Origin of the sequence: Bradyrhizobium sp. ISRA436, from assembly GCF_029910015.1 — a bacterium.
GTDB lineage: Bacteria > Pseudomonadota > Alphaproteobacteria > Rhizobiales > Xanthobacteraceae > Bradyrhizobium.
Genome location: NZ_CP094519.1, coordinates 468,554 through 484,475, shown reverse-complemented (window position 1 = coordinate 484,475; position 15,922 = coordinate 468,554). Strand labels below are relative to the sequence as shown.

The following is a 15,922-nucleotide window of genomic DNA, read 5'->3' as shown; positions in this document are numbered from 1 at the left end:
CGCGGAGATCATGCTCAAACAGAGAGCTAAAGCCCGATGACGATTCAACCCAATCTCATCGCGCTATAGATGTGAGCTCGCGGATGCCGGCTCTGCTTCAATCAGCGCGGCAACTCTCGAAGGTTGCGCGGAAATCAGGCTTGGCGCTGTGCCGTCATCACGATGCGGACGAGGTCGGCGGCGTTGCGCGCCCCGAGCTTCTTCATGATGTTGGCGCGGTGATCCTCGATGGTGCGCGGACTGATGCCGAGATGACGTCCGGCCTCCTTGTTGGACGCGCCTGAAGTGAACTGCTCGAGCACCTCGCGCTCGCGGCGGGTCAGCGGCTCGCGTCCCGGAAAATGCAGCGAGGCGATGCGCGACGCCGAAGTCTCGGTGCGGCGCCTTGTGTAGGCCTCGATCGCTTCATTCAACCGGGCGACGATCTCGTTGCCGCGGAATGGCTTCTCGATGAAATCCAGCGCGCCGTTCTTGATGGCGCTGACCGCCATCGCGATATCGCCCTGCCCCGAGATCATGAAGATCGGCGCCGGATAGTCCTCGCCGTGCAGTTCCTTCAGGATGTCGAGACCCGATTTGCCGGGAATGTGCACGTCGAGCAGGATGCACGCCGGCGTCCTGCTTCGCGCAACGGAAAGCAGCGCGGCGCCGTCCGCAAAACAGATCACCTTGTAACCGGCTGTCGACAAAACCACGGAAAGAGTCTCGCGAACGGCAGGATCGTCGTCGACTACGAAAATCTCCCCGCGGGGAACGCCATTCTCAGCCATGTGCATCGTCCATCAGTGGTGAAGCGTGGTGCTTAGCCCCACAAAATATCTCTCGACCGTATCGATCAATGGACCCGTATTTGTACGGGACGTCCGCTTAACGCACAAGTAGCACCGCATTCCCTAAAAGTGGAGGTCGTGGAGGAACATGCATGAGAAATGCAGCGGCGGATAACGTTGCGGCGTGCTCGGACGAAGGCAATGATCCCTACAACATGATTGTGGCGGACCTGGTTGCGCTGATCGGGCACGTCCAGGCGAGCCTGCGGCTGATCGAGTCCGAGATTGCGCGTGAAGCCCTGCTCGCCGAGCAGGACGCCGCCAGCAACATCTTCGTCCTGGACGATGTTATGCCACGCTATATGGTCGCATCCACTGCCTTGAAAGCCTGTGACGTTGGCCTCGGTGCCGCGCTTGGTCGGCTGCTCGACTCCGAGACCCCGACACACATCCTAAACTGATCCGCCGGTCCGGAAACGACCGCGCCCGCGACGGACGGCTGTCACGCAGATTGCGCCATTGGCGCTCCAACACATAAGATCGCGATCTGTTCCGCGCTCAGTTCGGGATGATGGCAGATTTGACGGAACGCGCGGCCAGGTCAGGCCCCGACCCGGACGGCTTCGCCGGAGGCTGATCGCTTCTTGCTCGGCTTGCCCTTGAGGAAGCCGACGTCCATTTCGGTGCCGTTGACACGGATCAGTTCGCAACGGCGATAGGCGAGCCCGGTTGACGACAGCAGCAGGAAAAACTCCTTTAGATTGAGCCCCTGAATAGAACCTTCCACCGTGAGGGCTGCGTCCGTGTCGGAGATGGCGTCGAGCCGGCAGTCGCGCCGCCAGGTGCCGTCGATGGCCATGATACAGACATCAAAGCCCCTGCTGAACGTGACGCGTTCGACGAGTTTGCCATCTTCCGTCATGGTCAAAGCCTCGCTGCCATGGCGGCAACCCTCGGCAGGACGGCTCCTGCCGCCGACGTCCGCGCGCCGCTCGGCCGATACAGGCCGCGCCGTTCGGGGAACGGCTTGAATCCGTCCGTCAGGCCGACCACGGTTTCGGCTGCGCCCAGCACCAGAAAGCCGTCGGCCTCCATCGATCTGGCGAGGCGGTTGAAGACGTTGATCTTGGTGTCCTGATCGAAATAGATCAGCACGTTGCGACAGAAGATCACATCGAAGGCGCCGAGCTGGGAAAAATCGTGCAGCAGGTTGAGCTGGCGGTGCTGCACCATCGTGCGCAATTCAGGATTGATCTGCCAGAACTCGCCCGATTGCTTGAAGTACTTGACCAGCATCTGGATCGGCAGTCCGCGCTGCACCTCGAACTGGCTGTAAATGCCGGCCTTCGATTTCTCCAGCACCTCCTGCGACAGGTCGGTCGCGATGATCTCGACCCGCCAACCCGCCAGTACTGCACCCATCTCCTTCAGGCACATCGCCAGCGAATAGGGCTCCTGACCCGTCGATCCCGCGGCGCACCAGATCCGGACGCTCCTGCGTGCGGCACGCGCCTTCAGGAGCTCCGGCATGATCGTGTTGCGGAAGTGATCGAACGGCACCTTGTCGCGAAAGAAGAAGGTCTCGTTGGTGGTCATGGCTTCGACCACCTGGACGACGAGCGAGGACGAACCGCCCTTGATCTTCGTCACCAGGTCAGGGATGCCGGACAAACCGAACTTGCGCGCCAGCGGAAGCAGGCGGCTTTCGATCAGGTACTGCTTGTCTGCGGACAGGTCGAGCCCTGAATGATCCTTCAGGAGCTTACGCAGATACTCGTAGTCGGGGGGCGTCACTGGAGCCTCGCAAGGGCAAAAAAGATGAAACTGGCGTCAGGCTTCGGTGGGCAGATCGAGTGCAAGCAGCCCGACTTCCTGGAACTTCGCGGTGACGATCTCCTTGTCGAACGGCTTCATGATGTACTCGTTGGCGCCGGCATGCAGCGCACGCGAGATGTGATCGATGCCGTTCTCGGTGGTGCAGAACACCACTTTCGGTGCATCGCCGTCGGGCATCCGGCGGAGCTGCACGAGGAATTCGAAGCCGTCCATCACGGGCATGTTCCAGTCGAGCAGCACCGCGTCTGGCATCGCGCGTTTGCAGGCCTCGAGCGCCTTCTCGCCGTCCTCGGCCTCGATAACAGTGAAATCCATTCCTTCGAGGATGCGGCGTGCGATCTTCCGCACCACGCCAGAATCGTCGACAACAAGACATGTCTTCATGTGTTTGCCTCCTTGTTGAACCAGCCGTCTTCGCGGCCAGCGTATTACGCAGCAACCTTGGCGTCGGGCATCAATTCGAGCACGCGATCGACATCGAGGACGACCATGAGCTGGCCGTCGAGGCGGTGGACGCCGCCGGCGAGCCTGGCCATGCGGGGATCGAGGTTGACGGGATTGTCCTCGCGGCCCGCCTCGGGCAGCCGCAGGACCTCGCCGATCTGGTCGATCAGCAGCCCGTAGGATTCGCCGCGCAGGTCGACGCCGACCGCCATCATCGCCCTGCCGTCGCCGGCCCGGGGCAGGCCGAGCCGGGCGCGCATGTCGACCACGGTGACGATGCGGCCGCGCAGGTTGAGCACGCCGGCGATCTCGCTGGAGGCCAGCGGCACCCGGGTCAGCCGCTCCGGCATGAACACGTCCTGCACCCGCGAGATCGGCAGCCCGAACAGCTGCCCGCCGATCACGGCGGTGACGTATTCAGCCATGATGCCGTCGCTCGCTTCGCTCTTGCTGGTCATCGCTCCTGTTTCCCTGGGTCCCGTCAGGCCGCTTTCCGGATCTCGGCGGTCTGCTCCTTCAGCGCCGCGATCAGCCCGGGACGGTCGAACTTGGCGACGTAATCGTGGAAGCCGGCCTGCCGGCCGCGCTCGATCGCCGCCGGCGACACCATCGCCGACAGCGCGATGATCGGCAGCCCGGTCAGATTGTGGTCAGAGCGGATCACTTCCGCGAACTCGAAGCCGTTCATCTCGGGCATCTCGATGTCGGTCAGCACGACGTCGAAGGCCTGCCCCGAACGCAGCGCGGCGAGCCCCTCCTGCGCGCCTCCCGCGGTCCGCACCTTGTAGCCGGCGGCCTTCAGGACCGGCGCCAGCATGTTGCGGAAGAACGCGGAGTCGTCGACCAGCAGCACCGACTGCGCGCTGGCCGACGGCCGCATCTCCTTGCGCGAGAACCAGTCGGCAAACGCCATCGGCAGGAAGTGGCCGACGTCGATCACCTCGGTGGCCTGGCCCTTGATCACCGCCGAGCCCAAAATGCCGTCCTGCGCGCCCGCGACCTCGATGTTGAGCCGCTCCTCGACGATGTCGATGATCTCGTCGACCACGAGCCCCATCGAGCGGCCGTCGTCGGCGAACACCAGGATCGGCTGCGCGCCTTGCGTCTGCACCTGGACGCCTTCCATCTGCACCAGCGGCATCAGCTGCTCGCGGTACTGCACCATGTGGCGGCCGTTACTGAGCTCGATCTTGTCGGTGGCGATCTCCTCGAGCCGGGTGACGAGGCCGAGCGGCACCGCCTTGGGCTGGCTGGTGCCGGCGCGGAACACCAAGAGCGAGGTCAGCTGCTCGCCGCTTAAGGCATGCGAAGCGGCACTGTCGTCGGCCACGGCATGGGCCGCCGAGCCGGAGGCACCGAGCGCCTTGGCAATGCCGTTGGGGTCGATGATCATGATCACCGCGCCATCGCCCAGGATGGTGTTGCCGGAGAACATGTCGATGTGGCGCAGCTTGGTCGACATCGGCTTGACCACGATCTCCTCGGTGTGGAACACGCCGTCGACCACGATGCCGAAGGTCTGGCTGCCGACCTGGGTCACCACGATGAAGCCGTGCTCGGCCTCGGTGGTCGCGCCGTCGTCGATGTTGAGCAGCTTCTTCAGATGGATCAGCGGCAACAGCTTGTTGCGCAGCCGCAAGACCGCGGTGTCCTTGATGCGCTCGATGCGGTGCTCGGAGTTGGCGCGGGCCCGCACCAGCTCGACCACCGAGAGCTGCGGGATCGCGAAGCGGTCGCCGCCGGCCTCCACGATCAAGGCGGAGACGATCGCCAGGGTCAGCGGGATCTTGATGGTGACGGAGGCGCCCTCGCCGGCCACGCTCTTGATGTCGATGGTGCCGCCGATCTGGTCGATATTGGTGCGCACCACGTCCATGCCGACGCCGCGGCCGGACACCGAGGTGACCTGGGCGGCGGTGGAGAAGCCCGGCGCGAAGATGAACTTGTGGATCTGCGCTTCCGTCATCTTCTCCAGCTCGGCCTCGGTGACGAGGCCGTTCGAGAGCGCTTTCGCCTTGATCCGCTCGGTGTTGAGGCCGCGCCCATTGTCGGCGATGCAGATGATGATGTGGCCGCCCTCGTGATAGGCACTCAGCCGAATCGTGCCCTGCTCACCCTTGCCGGCCGCGAGCCGCTCGGCCGGGGTCTCCAGACCATGGTCGGCGGAGTTGCGCACCATGTGCGTCAACGGGTCCTTGATCAGGTCGAGCACCTGGCGGTCGAGCTCGGTGTCGGCGCCGTGCATCTCCAGTTCGATCTGCTTGCCGAGTTCGCCGGAGAGGTCGCGGACGATGCGCGGCAGCTTCTGCCAGGCGTTGCCGATCGGCTGCATCCGCGTCTTCATGACGCCCTCCTGCAGCTCGGCGGTGACGTTGGAGAGCCGCTGCAGCGGCACCTTGAACTCGGTGTCCTCGTTGCGGCGCGAGATCTCCAAGAGCTGGTTGCGGGTCAACACCAGCTCGGAGACCATGGTCATCAGGTGCTCGAGGGTGTCGACATTGACCCGGATCGACTGGTGGGCGATCTTGTCGCCGCCCTCGACCTCGGCGTCGGCGGCCGCGGTCCTGCGCGCCGGCTTCTTCGCCGCCTCGGCGGCTGCAACGGCAGGCGCTGTAGCGGCGGGCCTGGCGACGGGCGCCGGCACCTCGGTTGCGGTCTCGCGGAAGGCGCGCTCGAGCTCGTCGAGCGAGACCTCGCCCGGACGCAGCGGCCGCTCCAGCGTCTGCGCCACCAGCGTGCCCGCGGTCACCGCCGGCTGCATCGGCGGCGCCTCGACCACCGGCACCGCCGCCGCATCGGCCATCGCCGCCATGCCGCGCGCGACCATGGCTTCCAGCTGCTCGATCAGGTCGCGGTCGGTGCCGGCGGGCTCGGCCTCGGTGGCCTCGAGCCCGGCCAGGATCTCCTTGATGCGGTCGATCGAGGACAGGATCAGCGTCACCGCCTCGGCGGTCACCGGCATGCCGTCGCGGAACTTGCCCATCAGGGTCTCGCCGGCATGCGCCAGCGCTTCCAGCCGCGGCAGCCCGAGGAAGCCGCAGGTCCCCTTGATCGTGTGCACCAGGCGGAAGATGTTATCCAGGATCTTGGCGTTGTTCGGATCCTGCTCGAACTGCACCAGCTGGTTGTCGACCGTGTCCAGGCTCTCGCTGCTCTCCGTCAGGAACTCGCGCAACAGATCGTCCATCGGAATCGGCCCTCAAAGTGCTACGGAATGGTCGCCGCCTATCGATAACCTCGCCAACTTCACGGCGACGTTAATTTTGCTGTCCGTGCAAATACGGACCATGAGGCATTTCAAGGAGTTGGGAGATGCATTCTGCGGCCTCGGCCGCGCTCGAAAGAACAGACACTTACTACTCGCGCAGGTAGAACAACGTCCGGCGAGCGCCGCGAATTGAATCAAATTGCAACAAGCGGCTGTTAAGCTTGGCCGCAGCATGCCGTGACGCGATACGCGCACGTCGGCGCGATCGCGCACCGCGCTCCAGGTGGACGGCGCGCAAGACAAAGGCGGCGGAGTCTTCTCCGCCGCCTTCATATCGATGCCTGTCGCGGCCGCGCTTAGCGGAGCAGCTGCAGAACGCTCTGCTGGCTCTGGTTGGCCAGCGCCAGCGCGGACACCGCGATCGACTGGCGGGTCGACAGCGCCTGGCTGTTCGCCGCTTCCTCATTGGTGTCGGCCAGTGTCAGGTTGGACGAGCCGGTCTGCAGCACGTTGATCAGGTTCTTCGAGAAGTCCTGACGGATCTGCACGATCGACAGGTTCGAGCCGAGGGTCGACGCCTGGGTGCGCAGCTGGCCGCTCGCGGTGTTGAGCGTCTTCAGCGTGGCGTTGGCCGACGCGTTGTCCAGGAAGTCGGTTCCGGCTGTCAGCTTGGTGAGGTTGAGACCTGTGGCATTGAAGGTCACGCCCTGGATCTTCAGCGTCGAGGAGCCGGTCTCGTTGAAGGTCAGCTTGAGCTGATCGCCGTTGAGCAGGTTGATGCCGTTGTACGACGCGTCCTGGGCCGTCGTGGTGATCTGGTCCAGGATGTTGTTGTACTGGTCGACCAGGTTGGCGCGGTTCGCCAGCGCGGTCGGATCCTGCACCGGAGCGCTGCCCGCCAGGCCGTTGAACAGCTTGCCGGCGCCGGCTGCCGTGCCGCCGATCGTGCCGATGGTCGCCGACGCGGCATCGTTGGTGGTGCTGATGGTGAGCGCACCGGCCGAGCTGAGCGAGGCCTGCAGGTTGTTGGCCGCAAGCGCGGTGTTCAGGTCGTTGAGGGACTTCACCTGGCCCGCGCCGGTGCCGAAGGTGATGTTGGTGGCGGTGCCGTTGCCGGTCGCGCCGATCGTCAGGGTCAGGCCACCCAGCGGGGTGGTCGCGGTGCGCGCGGTGGTGCCGGCGGTGAGCCCGAAGGCGGTCAGCGAGGTGCCGGTGCCGGAGATCACGAGATCCTGGGCGGTGCCGGTGCTGATCTGGAGCTTGCCGCCCGACACGGAGGAGGCGGTGGTCGCCCCCGTGATGCCGTCGATCGCGGTGAGCAGGTCGCCGACCGTCAGCGTGCTGCCCGCGCCGGTGCCGAGGGTGACGTTGCCGGACGCGTCGGTGGTCGAGGTGGTCTGCGCCGTCGAGAATGTGATCGTCTTGCCGTTGACGGTGAGGACGCCGGTCGGCGTCGCCGCCAAGGTGTCGGAGTTGGCCGCGCTGACGAGCTTGGTGGCCGACGTGATCGCCGCGGGCGTCGTCAGGTTGTTGTTGACGACGGAGCCGGTAAGCTGGGCGTTGCTGTAGGTCGGCGTGCCGAGCAGGTTGTCAGCCGTCGCGCCGGTGATCGCGGCGGTCGACACCGAAGACTTCTGGGAGTAGCCGACGGCGGCCTGCAGCGCCTGGTTGGCGACCGACTTGGCGCTGTCGACCAGCTTCTGCAGCGAGGTGATGCCGGTGTTGGCGGCCTGCAGCACCTGCACGCCGTTGCTGATGCCGTCGAGCAGGTTGTTGATGTCGCTGGCGCGGTTGTCGAGCGACTGCGCGGTGAAGAAGTTGGTCGGATTGTCGAGCGCGGTGTTGACCTTCTTGCCGGTGGCAAGGCGGTTCTGCGTGGTGGCGAGCAGATCGGCGGTCGACTGCAGCGAAAGCAGATTCTGGCGGACCGAAGCCGAAAGGACGATGCCGGACATACTGGATACCCTTCTGGATGAACACAATTGACGCGACGCCGCAAGTTTCACACGGCGACCGTGTTACACTGGGCCGTCCGCGCTACCCGTTCGTTAAAGAGCTTCTCCGTACTAATACCCAACTAGTACCCAGAAGAGCGCGCGCGAGGTCGGTCTGGGAACCTGTGCCGCTGCCACATATGGGCGTTCAAGCGGCGCCCGAGCATGCGCAGGTCCATCGGACATTGCGCGCTGCGTGCGGGCCGTCGCGCGCCATAGGACCGACCAGACCAGGCGTGTGATCGGTCTCGCGTCGCGAGACTCAGCGATATCCGCCAATGCTCGGCGTTAATGGAAAATCAACAATGCCACGAAAATGGCGAAACCCTTCGCCGGCCGTGGCTACGCATTCTGTGCGTGAATCGGGGACCAATCGCGACTGTTTGCCCCATAGGGTGTATAAAGTGAATACCGCAACTCTTGTGCAATTGCGCAGGCCGGCTATGTTCGCTGCCGTTCCAAACGCCAAGAGTAGGTGATGTGAGACCGTAGTGCTCCCGCCCTCGGCAGGAGATCCAATGTCTGCGGTAACGCGTCCGCCCAATCGTTTGTTGCAAGCGCTGCCTGCGGCAGAGTTCGCGCAACTCCACCCGCTTCTCGAAACCGTCGAACTGACCAAGGACGCTGTGCTAGCCAACGCCGGAGCGCCGGTGCAGCGGGTCTATCTCCCGCACGGCGGCATCATTTCGCTGATGATCAATTTGTCCGACGGACAGTCGGTCGAGATCGCGACGATCGGCCGCGACGGCGTCGCCGGAGCGGTCGCCGCGATTCACAGCCGCCCGCTGCTCACGGACGCGATCGTCGCGGTCCCGGGGACGGCTTCGATGCTGCGGGCGGAGGATTTCCGCGAGGCGGCCGAGCGCGGAGTCGCGTTTCGAACCCTGGTCGCTCTCCATGAGCAGGCGTTGATGGCACAGGCGCAGCAGTCCGTGGCGTGCAACGTGTCGCATCCGGTCGAGGCGCGACTGTCGCGATGGCTGCTGCGCGCACGCGACCTGTGCGGCAGCGAGGCGTTGCCGCTGACCCAGGAGATGCTGGCGCAGATGATCGGTGTCCGGCGCAATGCCGTCTCGATCGTCGCGCATGGATTTCAGCAGGCCGGCGTCCTCCGCTATAGCCGCGGACATATCGAAATCACCGATGTCAACGGTTTGCAGAAGGCTGCTTGCGAGTGCTACGCGACGGTCAAGGCGTATGCCGCGCAATGGGTTGGGTCCGAGGATTGATCGCGCGAGCGAACCAACGAGCCCAGACGCAGCGGTCAACAGTATGCGGCAATAGACCTATTTTTATTAAACTCAAGTCGTGCCAAGATAGGTTGCGGGCGCGTACGACTGCGCGCGTCGGTGCCAGAGACAAGCTTTGCCGGCAGGCTGGAGGTTGCTTTGGATACGGCTTCGCGATCACCTAACGGTTTCCTGTCGTCACTGTCGGCGAACGATTTCGAATTGATCCGGCGGCACCTGCAAACCGTCGACCTGGTTGCGGATACGGTGCTGATCGAAGCCGACGAGATGCTCAAGCGCGCATATCTGCCGCACAAGGGCGTGATCTCGCTGGTGGTCAAGCTCGCCCGAGGCGAGCACGTGCAGGTCGCGATGGTCGGCCGCGACAGCATCTTCGGTGCGTTCGCCGGGCTCGGCGAGGCTCCCACGCTGAACAGCGCGGTGGTGCTGGTGCCTGGCGTCGCCTCGACGATCGAGGTCGAGGCCTTGCGGAAGGCGGCCGGGCTGAGCCCGACATTTCGCGCAACGCTGACGCGGCACGGGCTCGCCGTCTACGCGCAGATCCAGCAGACTGCCGGCTGCAACGCCGCCCACACCGTGGAATCGCGGCTGGCGCGATGCCTGCTGCAAACGCGCGATCTCGCCTGCAGCAACAAGTTCGTGCTGACGCAGGAATCGATAGCGCAGATGATCGGCGCCCGACGCAACAGCGTGTCGCTGGTGGCCCACACCCTGCAGCAGGCGAACTTCATCCACTATAGCCGCGGTCACATCGAGATCATCAATCTCGACGGGCTGATCAAGACCACGTGCGAGTGCTACGCCACGGTCAAGACCCGGTACGCGCAGCTGCTCCATGGTCACGAGACTTTCAACAAGTGAGCGTCTCGCGACGCCGTACTTCTACGGCTCACGATTTTCACCGTCGGATAACATTGAATCCACACAGTTGTGTGGACGCGCGGGGGAGCCGATGTTCACGTATCAAACGACCGACCACAAGGACGCCAGGCGTCTCCGTATTGCGCAGTTCAGCGGCAGATCCGCCACCGTTCACTCCGGCGGCGCGACGATCACCGGCCGCGTGCGGTCGATCCTCGAAGGCAAGGGCGACGTCGGGACGATGTGGGTGATCACGATCATTCCGGAAGAGCGGACGGCCGCGGCACCGAAGACGCGGCCGACGCCGCGTATGCACATTCCGGCAGAGGATTATCTCTGAGACACCAGTCGCCGCCACGCCGCGGCGGTCTCCGGCAAGACAGCCGGTGTGCACGCGCAGCCCGGAGCATGCGAGCCGTTTCTCGCCGCCACCTGTGGCGGCGAAGGCGCTCAGGCGGTGTACAGCAGAGCCTTGCGGACGAGGTCGGCGGTGTTGCGCGCACCGAGCTTGCGCATGGCTTCGGCGCGGTGGCTCTCGAACGTCCGCGGACTGATGTTCATGCGCAGCGCGCCCTGCTTGTTGGAATAGCCGTCGCTGATCAGGCTGAGCACTTCGCGCTCGCGCTTCGTCAAGGGCTTACGGCCGGCCTCCGGCGCGAACATCACCTCGGGCGAACAGGATCGTATCGGCTTGTCGCCCCGGAGCGGCTTGAGGTCGGCGGCCGGCACGGCATTCGGATAGAGATCGGAGATCTGCTTCAGCATCGCCGACACGCGTTCGGTCTGCTCGAGTGCGTTCTCGATGACCTGCCGCAAGTAAATGCCGTTGCCGGGTGTCTGCGCGAACTGATGGCTGTGCTGCTTGAGCTCATTCATATAGAGCAGCAGCGCGGTCACGGGTCCATTGAACTGGCGGACGATCGCGGCCCCAGCCTCCTCCGTGACCTGCGCTCGCGGGACGACCTTCTGGGTCTCAAGCGGCGGGGTCTCGAGCGGCATGGCCTCATCGATCCATGTCGGGAGGCGGGCCTCGGCTCGATTGTCGTGTTGCGTCATAAGTATGGTTTACCGAAGGTGAACTTGTGTCTGCGTTAACGCGGAACCCCGTAGAAATACGGACGATGCAACTGTGATCTACGGTTCCGGCAGGCCAAGCAGGGGCAGATCACCGCCGATTGGCAACGAATCTCGCATATTTGAGTCGAATTACAATATTTTTACGGGACGACGCCTGCCTCAACCGCGGTAATTTCACGGACCCGCTTTTACCTTTCCGAAAGACCCGATCGCCGCATCCGACGTTCGATCCGGCCGCGATTCGTGCCGTGATGCGGATCGCGTCGCTCCGCATTCGGGGTGGGGTCTCCGTACGATGCAGCGCGCGAGAGGGCCGTGGCAGACCGGAGGAACCGGGTCAGGCGATTGTCAATTTACAGCTTCACGGGGCCGCCGCGATGATCCGCCACCTCGGATAGCCCGCAAGAGCCCAGCAAGGAGGCAGCGACGATGCGAGGACGGAACGGATCCTGGATGGCGATGGTCGCGCTGACCGCCGCACTGCTATTGGGGGCCGATGTGCAGGCCCAGACCCCGCCGACCGGCAATGCGACGCCGACGCCCGACAACGCGGTCATGGTCACCATCTTCTTCAAGCATGACCAGTCGCGGCCGTTGAGCGAATTGAACGCCCAGCTCGAGCGACAGGGCTTCTACAAGGCGTTTCCACCGGAAGGCATCGAGGTCGTGAGCTGGTACGTGATGATGGGAATTGGCCAAGTGGTGACGCTGCGGATGCCGGCCTCACGGCTGCGCGAGGTCAACCGCGTCATCGAGAACAACGCCTGGGGTGCCTATCACACCGAGTTCTATCCGACCTACGATTACAAGGCGGTCGGGATGGCCAACCACGAAAAGGCGAAGTGAGGCGATTTCTCCGCCCGACTGCAGAGGGACGCACGCCAAGTCTCCCGGCACTGATCGATCAGAGCCGGCTGCCAACCGGATGCGGCCCGCTCGCTACGCGTGCGCCCGCGAGCGCTGGCTGAGCTTCCTGGCCAGAATCCTCAAATCCTTGGTGCGCCCGCTGCAAAGCAGGCGCGTGAATTCGTCAGGATCGATGGACGCAGGTGGGAGATCGGCCGATTTGCGCGCGACGCGGCGTAGCCAAGTCAATCCGAAGAGACGCTTGAGCATCTTCATGGTTGTTGAGCCCCAATACGCGTGTACGTTAAATCGCGGTAAAGAAAATTGGTTCCGCTCCTTGCCGTAGCCCACGCTGATTTTCACAGGTCCAATCAGGCGAGCAGCGCCTTGCGCTTTCGCACCCGCTCAATGGACTGCCCGATGCTGGGCTGATCGAGCGTGCCCTCAGCGATCCGCGCCACGATCGCCTCGGCGATGGCGGCCATCTCCTGCTCCTGGTTGAACAGATTGTTGCCGATGCAGACCATGTCCATGCCGGCGCCGATCGCCTGCAGGCTGGCGGCGTGCGTGCCAAGCGCCTTCTGTAATCCTTGCATCTGCATGTCGTCGGTGATCAGCAGCGTCTCGGGCAGGCGCCGACGCAGCCGGTCGATCCCGACGGATGACAACGTCATTGGATTGCGGGCGTCCCACGGCCGGACGATCGCGTGGCTGACCAGCACGGCATCGCCATGGGTCTGCGGCGCCAGCGCATAGAACAACTCCTCCTGCTCTGGCCGCAGCGCATCGGAAATGTCCATGAACTCCAGATGCGAATCGACCTTTGCGCCGCCGATCCCCGGAAAATGCTTCAGGCAGAGGCCGACCCGGGCCTGCCGCGCCGCAGCGTCGACAAGACGCGCATTGGCCTCGACCTCGGCGATGTCGGCCGAGTAGGAGCGCTTGATCCGGCCGATATTCGGATTGTCAGGGTTGTAGTCGACATCGATCACCGGCGCGAAATTGTAGCTGACGCCGAGCCGGCGCAATTCGCCATAGCTTGCGGCCAGGATTTTGCGCTTCTCCTCGGTGGCGAGCAGATTGAAATCCTTCGCGCTCGGTAGCGGCTGAAAGCCGAGGCTATCCTTGAGTCGGCGCACCAGCCCGCCCTCCTGATCGATGAAGACCAGCGGGCGTGAGGGCAGCGACGCGATCTCGGCGCACAGCGCCTGCAGTTGCGCGGGCGAAGCGATGTTGTTGTCGTATTGCCGGGTCTGGCAGGAGTAGTCGAACAGGATCACCCCGCCGAGCCCGAAGCGCATGGCAAAATCCTTCAGCCACGCAGGGATGACCTTGCCATAAAAGCCGAGGATAAAGAGTTCGCCAACGGACATCTGCATGTGCTGGCCCTGCGCGTGAATCGGGTGCGGCATAGCATGTGGAAATAGCGGTAAGAATATGCTGGCACGCCTGCCGCCGGAACTGCGTTCCCCGCGCTTGCACGCCTATGCTAGAGATGCCGCACGCGAACGCCAAGATACGCCAGCAAGACAAGAAAACCCGGAATCGCCCATGACAGCACCTTACGTCCCGCAAATGGCCCTTTACCGCCAATGGCTGAAGCAGACGCGCGGCCTTGAGTTTGCGAATTTCGAGGAGATGCGGCGCTGGTCGGTCACCGACATCGACGGCTTCTGGCAAAGCATCTGGGACTATTTCGACATCCAATCGCCGACGCCGCACGCGGCCGTGCTCGCGAGCCGCAAGATGCCGGGCGCGATGTGGTTTCCCGGTGCCTCAGTGAACTATGCGCGCCAGGTGTTTCGCCATGTCGAGCCGGCACATGCCGCAGGCCTGCCGGCCCTCGTCTCGAGCGGCGAAGACGGCAAGCTTATGGAGACGAGCTGGCCGGAGCTCCGGCGCAAGGCGGCCGCGCTGGCCTTGCATCTGAAGGCCAGGGGCGTGCAAAGCGGCGATCGCGTCGCGGCCTACCTGCCGAACATCCCGGAGACCATCATCGCGTTTCTCGCGACCGCGAGCCTGGGTGCGATCTGGAGCGTCTGCGCGCCCGACATGGCGGCGCCAGCGGTGATCGACCGCTTCAAGCAGATCGAGCCGAAGGTGCTGATCGCCTGCGATGCCGTGACCTATGCCGGCCGGCGCCATGACCGGCAGGGCGTCATCGACGAATTGCGGCGCGCGCTGCCGACGGTGCAGCATGTCCTCCTGCATAGCGAGACGGCCGCCTCCGACACGCAGCTGTCGTCCATCCTCGCAAGGGAGAGCGCCGAGATCGACGCGTTCGAGCCGGAATGGCTGCCGTTCGACCATCCGCTCTGGATCGTCTATTCCTCGGGCACGACCGGATTGCCGAAGCCGATCCTGCACAGCCATGGCGGCGTGATCGTGGTGGCGCTGCCGCTCTCGACGCTGCACAACGACATCGGCTGCAGCTACCAACAGAACTCGTTCGGCGAACGCTTCCATTGGTACAGCTCGACCGGCTGGATCATGTGGAACTGCCAGACCAACGGCCTGCTCAACGGCACCACCTGCTGCATCTTCGACGGCAGCCCGGGCGGCCCCAAGGACAAGCCGGACTGGACCACGCTGTGGCGCTTCGTCGCAAACGCCAAGGCGACGTTCTTCGGCGCGGGCGCGGCATTCTTCGCCAACTGCACCAAGGCGGAGATCGATCTCGCGGAAGTCGGCGACCTCTCGCAGTTGCGTACCTTGGGCTCGACCGGATCGCCACTCAGTGCCGACACGCAAGCCTGGTTCAACGACCGCTTCGCCACGCTCGCGAAGATCAACGGCAACGCCGCGCAGGCCGACATGTGGTGGGCGAACATCTCCGGCGGCACCGATTTCGCCGGCGCTTTCATCGGCGGCAACCGTGAACTGCCGCAGACGCCGGGCACGATGCAGTGCCGCCTGCTCGGCTGCGCGGTGGAAGCCTTCGACGAGCAGGGCCGCGCCGTGATCGACGAAGTCGGCGAGCTTGTCTGCACCGAGCCGCTGCCGTCGATGCCGCTGCGGTTCTGGAACGATCCGGGCGATGCGCGCTATCGCGCCAGCTATTTCGAGACCTATCCGGATAATTTCGACGGGAGCGGCCGCGGGCCGGTGTGGCGCCACGGCGACTGGCTCAAGATCAATCTTGACGGCTCCTGCGTGATCTACGGCCGCAGCGACGCCACCATCAACCGCCACGGCCTGCGGATGGGCACCAGCGAGCTCTATTCCGCGATCGAAGCGCTGCCCGAGGTGCTGGATTCCATGGTCGTCGACCTCGAATATCTCGGCCGCGACAGCTACATGCCGCTGTTCGTGGTGCTGCGGGAGGGCATTGCGCTGGATGCCGCGATGAAGGCCAGGATCAACAAGGCGGTCGAAGCCGGACTGTCGCGCCGCTTCCTGCCCAACGACATTTTCGCGGTGCCTGAAATTCCGCGCACACTGTCGGGCAAGAAGCAGGAGCTGCCGATCAAGAAGCTGCTGCTCGGCCACCCCGTGGAGAAGGTCATCAACAAGGACGCGATGGCCAATCCGGGCTGCCTGGACTGGTATCTCGACTTTGCGAGGAATTATCTGAGCAAGCAGACCGGCGCGGCGTGAGGCTGCCGTTCGATCGACTCGGCCGCATTCAGGACTCAA

At 64.2% G+C, this 15,922-nt stretch carries 16 protein-coding genes; 6 read left to right on the top strand and 10 right to left on the bottom strand.

Going from position 1 to position 15,922, the window contains the following annotated elements; translation table 11 throughout:
• Positions 1 to 134: 134 nt before the first annotated feature.
• Positions 135 to 770 carry a response regulator gene (locus MTX23_RS02355; protein WP_280975045.1) on the bottom strand — a complete coding sequence of 212 codons (636 nt, stop codon included), beginning with the start codon at positions 768 to 770 and terminating at the stop codon, positions 135 to 137.
• Positions 771 to 922: 152 nt separating this feature from the next.
• Between MTX23_RS02355 and MTX23_RS02350 the strand changes: the two genes are divergently transcribed.
• Positions 923 to 1,231: a hypothetical protein gene (locus MTX23_RS02350; protein WP_280975044.1), complete on the top strand. Its 309-nt coding sequence runs from the start codon at positions 923 to 925 to the stop codon at positions 1,229 to 1,231.
• A gap of 140 nt (positions 1,232 to 1,371) precedes the next feature.
• Here MTX23_RS02350 and MTX23_RS02345 read toward each other — a convergent pair whose 3' ends face one another.
• From MTX23_RS02345 to MTX23_RS02320, 6 genes are all read right to left on the bottom strand, one after another.
• On the bottom strand, positions 1,372 to 1,692 hold the full coding sequence (locus tag MTX23_RS02345; protein WP_280975043.1) for a PilZ domain-containing protein: 321 nt from the start codon (positions 1,690 to 1,692) through the stop codon (positions 1,372 to 1,374).
• Between the two features lie 2 nt (positions 1,693 to 1,694).
• Positions 1,695 to 2,564: a protein-glutamate O-methyltransferase CheR gene (locus tag MTX23_RS02340; protein ID WP_280975042.1), complete on the bottom strand. Its 870-nt coding sequence runs from the start codon at positions 2,562 to 2,564 to the stop codon at positions 1,695 to 1,697.
• Positions 2,565 to 2,600: 36 nt separating this feature from the next.
• On the bottom strand, positions 2,601 to 2,990 hold the full coding sequence (locus tag MTX23_RS02335; protein ID WP_280975041.1) for a response regulator: 390 nt from the start codon (positions 2,988 to 2,990) through the stop codon (positions 2,601 to 2,603).
• A 44-nt stretch (positions 2,991 to 3,034) separates the two neighbouring features.
• Positions 3,035 to 3,508 (bottom strand): chemotaxis protein CheW, encoded by a 474-nt coding sequence (locus tag MTX23_RS02330; RefSeq protein WP_280975040.1) that lies wholly within the window; start codon positions 3,506 to 3,508, stop codon positions 3,035 to 3,037.
• A gap of 23 nt (positions 3,509 to 3,531) precedes the next feature.
• The gene (locus tag MTX23_RS02325; RefSeq protein WP_280973648.1) at positions 3,532 to 6,237 is read right to left on the bottom strand and encodes a hybrid sensor histidine kinase/response regulator; all 2,706 of its coding nucleotides are present in this window, start codon (positions 6,235 to 6,237) and stop codon (positions 3,532 to 3,534) included.
• A gap of 377 nt (positions 6,238 to 6,614) precedes the next feature.
• Entirely contained in the window at positions 6,615 to 8,213 is a 1,599-nt protein-coding gene (locus MTX23_RS02320; protein WP_280975039.1) for a flagellin, read from the bottom strand.
• A 557-nt stretch (positions 8,214 to 8,770) separates the two neighbouring features.
• On the opposite strand from MTX23_RS02320, the gene MTX23_RS02315 reads away from it, so the two are divergent.
• The 3 genes from MTX23_RS02315 to MTX23_RS02305 all read left to right on the top strand — a co-directional run bounded on the left by MTX23_RS02315 (position 8,771) and on the right by MTX23_RS02305 (position 10,703).
• Positions 8,771 to 9,481: a Crp/Fnr family transcriptional regulator gene (locus tag MTX23_RS02315; protein WP_280975038.1), complete on the top strand. Its 711-nt coding sequence runs from the start codon at positions 8,771 to 8,773 to the stop codon at positions 9,479 to 9,481.
• 159 nt (positions 9,482 to 9,640) lie between these two features.
• Entirely contained in the window at positions 9,641 to 10,363 is a 723-nt protein-coding gene (locus tag MTX23_RS02310) for a Crp/Fnr family transcriptional regulator (RefSeq protein ID WP_280975037.1), read from the top strand.
• A 91-nt stretch (positions 10,364 to 10,454) separates the two neighbouring features.
• Entirely contained in the window at positions 10,455 to 10,703 is a 249-nt protein-coding gene (locus tag MTX23_RS02305) for a hypothetical protein (protein ID WP_280975036.1), read from the top strand.
• A gap of 110 nt (positions 10,704 to 10,813) precedes the next feature.
• Here the strand turns inward: MTX23_RS02305 and MTX23_RS02300 are convergent, their stop codons facing one another.
• On the bottom strand, positions 10,814 to 11,362 hold the full coding sequence (locus MTX23_RS02300; protein WP_280975035.1) for a LuxR family transcriptional regulator: 549 nt from the start codon (positions 11,360 to 11,362) through the stop codon (positions 10,814 to 10,816).
• A gap of 531 nt (positions 11,363 to 11,893) precedes the next feature.
• Here MTX23_RS02300 and MTX23_RS02295 point away from each other — a divergent pair.
• Positions 11,894 to 12,286: a hypothetical protein gene (locus MTX23_RS02295; RefSeq protein WP_280978339.1), complete on the top strand. Its 393-nt coding sequence runs from the start codon at positions 11,894 to 11,896 to the stop codon at positions 12,284 to 12,286.
• Between the two features lie 93 nt (positions 12,287 to 12,379).
• Here the strand turns inward: MTX23_RS02295 and MTX23_RS02290 are convergent, their stop codons facing one another.
• Both MTX23_RS02290 and MTX23_RS02285 read right to left on the bottom strand, forming a co-directional pair.
• On the bottom strand, positions 12,380 to 12,562 hold the full coding sequence (locus MTX23_RS02290; protein ID WP_280975034.1) for a hypothetical protein: 183 nt from the start codon (positions 12,560 to 12,562) through the stop codon (positions 12,380 to 12,382).
• 95 nt (positions 12,563 to 12,657) lie between these two features.
• Complete coding sequence (locus MTX23_RS02285) at positions 12,658 to 13,665, bottom strand: glycoside hydrolase family 3 N-terminal domain-containing protein (RefSeq protein WP_280975033.1); 1,008 nt, start codon at positions 13,663 to 13,665, stop codon at positions 12,658 to 12,660.
• A 172-nt stretch (positions 13,666 to 13,837) separates the two neighbouring features.
• Here MTX23_RS02285 and MTX23_RS02280 point away from each other — a divergent pair, with 172 nt between their 5' ends.
• Entirely contained in the window at positions 13,838 to 15,883 is a 2,046-nt protein-coding gene (locus MTX23_RS02280) for an acetoacetate--CoA ligase (protein WP_280975032.1), read from the top strand.
• Positions 15,884 to 15,922 lie beyond the last annotated feature (39 nt).